Annotated in this window: 4 protein-coding genes; all 4 read right to left on the reverse strand. The window is 41.6% G+C overall.

All coding sequences use genetic code 11. The features are described 5' to 3' along the window. A partial coding sequence (locus tag GMD4S_RS07580) for an Ig-like domain-containing protein (protein ID WP_008289478.1) occupies nucleotides 1-627 on the reverse strand: 627 nt, incomplete at its 3' end. A 204-nt stretch (nucleotides 628-831) separates the two neighbouring features. After that, complete coding sequence (locus GMD4S_RS07585; protein ID WP_000136211.1) at nucleotides 832-1,560, reverse strand: ABC transporter ATP-binding protein; 729 nt, start codon at nucleotides 1,558-1,560, stop codon at nucleotides 832-834. Next, nucleotides 1,560-2,567 carry an ABC transporter substrate-binding protein gene (locus GMD4S_RS07590; RefSeq protein ID WP_000754530.1) on the reverse strand — a complete coding sequence of 336 codons (1,008 nt, stop codon included), beginning with the start codon at nucleotides 2,565-2,567 and terminating at the stop codon, nucleotides 1,560-1,562. Before GMD4S_RS07590 ends, GMD4S_RS07585 begins: the two co-directional genes overlap by 1 nt. A 36-nt stretch (nucleotides 2,568-2,603) precedes the next feature. Continuing rightward, nucleotides 2,604-3,148: ABC transporter permease (locus GMD4S_RS07595; RefSeq protein WP_000485481.1), on the reverse strand; the 545-nt coding region annotated here is incomplete at its 5' end.

Here is a 3,148-nt window from a genome sequence, read left to right on the forward strand (position 1 = left end):
TGCATAGCGGTTAACACGGATACGCCAGTTTACATAGTTAGGATCGTCTGAGTCTTGAACTCCCCATTTAGTAAATCCAGTTGGGTCAACGTCTGGAACGATACGAGTCAAATGGTAAACTCCTGCACCAGGAATGTTGATTTCATATTCCTTGTTCTTTTCAACATGGTCTGCCCATACCACAGTAAATGATGCAACAATTTGTTTGTTCTCATTAAACTTCTTAAAGTACTCTTCGTTTGTTACTGTAATCTTAGCAGTATTCGTTGCCTTCTCTGTTGTCAGTTTTGCAATCGTTTCACCGTTCGGAGCTTTCAAATCTGTACTAGAATCTACTTCGATTTTGAACTCATTTGGAACGTGATAAACCATGAAATCACCGTTATTCAGAGTTACATTGTCTGGGAATGCGTAAGTTGTTTTAAGATAGAACTTACCTTCTCCATATTTGGCATGATCGACTAATCGGTTCGTATTAATCGTCGGCTCTGTAGTCAAAGTGTACTCTGATTCAGTTTTTTCGGCAGCACTAACTACTCCATTAAGTCTTAGTGCAGGCAAAAAGACCGACACAACCAGTAGCAAGGCCATCAAGCAACGAAAGAGTTTACTAGTTCTCTTTTTCACCACATTATCCTCCTTATTGTCTATAATGGTTCAATTATATTATACAGGTCTATAACAGTATGTCAACTATAATGTGCTAATTTTTATATTAACTTATCAGATAGATGGATAAGTCAGCCAATCCCACGTCCGCATAAGCTTTGAAACAATTAAATCCAAGCAGGGTTCTTGCTTGGACTTAATATATAATATTGTTCTAAGAATCTAAGTATTTAATCCCAATTCCGCTAAGATTTGACGTTTATAGGCAATTTTTTGGACTTCCTTGTCTTCGCTCTGGAACCAATCTAGTTTGACTTCAGAAACAATCTGTCCCGGCCGATTTTTTAGAATGTAGATACGGTCGCTGAGATTGAGGGCCTCTTCAATACTATGCGTGATGATGAGGGTCGTCAGCTGCAACTGCTTATGAATCTCCAGATACCAAGCGTGGAGTTCCATCTTGGTCATCTCGTCCAAGGCGCTAAAAGCCTCATCTAAAAGAAAGAGCTTGTGTCCAAAAAGATAGGTCCGAAGCAAGGCTACACGCTGGCGCATCCCTCCGCTGAGTTCGTGAGGATACTTATCCCGTACGTTTGTCAGCTGGAAGGTCGCAAGGATGTCATCCGCTCGGGCAATGGCTTCCGTCTTATCAACCTTTTGAATCAAGAGGGGCAGGATGATATTGCCAAGCACCGTTTTGTGCTCCAAGAGGAGATCCTTTTGCAACATATAACTCACGCGCCCCTTGGGATTCTCCTCCCCATCAAGGACAATTCTACCTGACTGGACTTCTAAAATTCCTGCAATCAGGTTAAAGAGGGTAGTCTTGCCTACACCACTGGGACCTAGGATAGAGACTACTTCACCCGAAGTCACCTGCAGGTTGATATCCTCTAAAATCTTCTCCTCGCCATAGGCATAGCTTACGTGTTCTAGTCTAATTTCTGTCATTATTTTACAAATTCGTTGGTGAAGCCTTTGTCTGTCAAGTCTTCTTTTAGGATACCATTTTCTTTATCCCATTTGTAGAAGGCATTCCAGCGTTCTGCGTCAAATTGTCCCCATTTTCCCTTTTCGCTTGCGTATTCTTTTGACAAGTATTTTTGAGATTCGATGACAAAGTCACGTTTTTCTTTGAGTTCAGGTGCATTCTTGATGAGGATATCTGCAGCTTCTTCTGGGTGTTCCATAGCGTATTGGTAGCCTTTTTTGATAGCTTGGATAACTTTACGAGCTTCTTCTTTATTGTCTTTGAGATAGTCGTTGTTTGCGATGATAACTGGTGAGTAGTAGTCAAACTCTTTCACATAGTCTTTCAAGTACATGAAGTTGGCGTCTACACCTTGAGATTTGGCAAGGATACCGTCCCAACCGTAGTAGATCCAAGCAGTATCAAAGACACCATTGGCAATTGGTGTAATCGAGTTTGAGTCGTTGTTTGGTACTTTTTCGACCTTCTCAAAGTCTCCACCTTGAGATTCTACCAAGGTTTTCAACATAGCTAGTTCCGTTGGGTCATTCCAAGTTCCGTATTTCTTACCAACCAAGTCCTTTGGACTGCTGACATTGTCCGATTTACGTGAGATGATTCCTGATGTATTGTGTTCTACGATAGCGGCAACGGCAGTAATCCCTGCTCCTTTTTCTAATTTCTTAGCCATGTAGTCTTGGAAATAGATAGCAAATGGTGCCTTGCCATTGATCACCAAGTCAGATGAGCTTTCTTCTGGCGGCAATTTCAAGTCAACATCTACTCCAGCTTCTTCGAAATAGCCTTTCTCCTTGGCTACATAAAGTCCAGTGTGGTTAGTGTTTGGTGTCCAGTCTAGGATAAAGTCAATCTTCTTGACTTCTGCTTCTTTGTTGTCCTTAGAAGCAGTTCCTTGGCCACAAGCCACAAGCACGACAGCTACAAGAGCTGTTACAATCGTTAAAAACACTTTCCATGTCTTTTTCATGTTATTTCCTCTTTTCTTTTTCAAAAACGCTCTATTTTAAGGACGTTTCCATTTAATCACATATTTTTCACTGATATCGACCAGCTTCATACCTAGAAGACTGATAATCGACACCAAAATAATAATCGCAAACATGGTATCATACTGAAACAGTTTCTTGGACTGAATCATATAAACACCAAGTCCTTCAAAGCCTCCCAACCACTCAGATACCACTGTCGTGATAAAGGCGTAGGAGACACTGACCCTCAAGCCTGCATAAAAGTAAGGCAGACTAACCGGGATTTTAAAATGCCACAGGATTTGCCAAGGATTTGCTCGCATCAGACTAAACAAGGTCAGCATATCCTTGTCACAGTGCCTAAATCCATCCAAAATACTGACGATGATAGGGAAGGTTGTCGTCAGGATTATCAAGACAATCTTAGGCAAAATTCCATAGCCTAGCCACAAGACCAGGATAGGAGCTATAGCAATGGTCGGAATGGTCTGGACAACCACCATCATAGGGTAGATAAGATCATTGAGCCAAGTCAGACTGTCCATAAGCACCGCCATGATACAGGCAATCAAGACTCCCA

This window comes from Streptococcus sp. GMD4S (assembly GCF_000296955.1).

Excerpts from the sequence above, each read along its gene's own strand:
- GMD4S_RS07585 (WP_000136211.1), bottom strand. The coding sequence starts at position 1,560 with ATGACAGAAATTAGACTAGAACACGTAAGCTATGCCTATGGCGAGGAG.
- GMD4S_RS07590 (WP_000754530.1), bottom strand. The coding sequence starts at position 2,567 with ATGAAAAAGACATGGAAAGTGTTTTTAACGATTGTAACAGCTCTTGTA.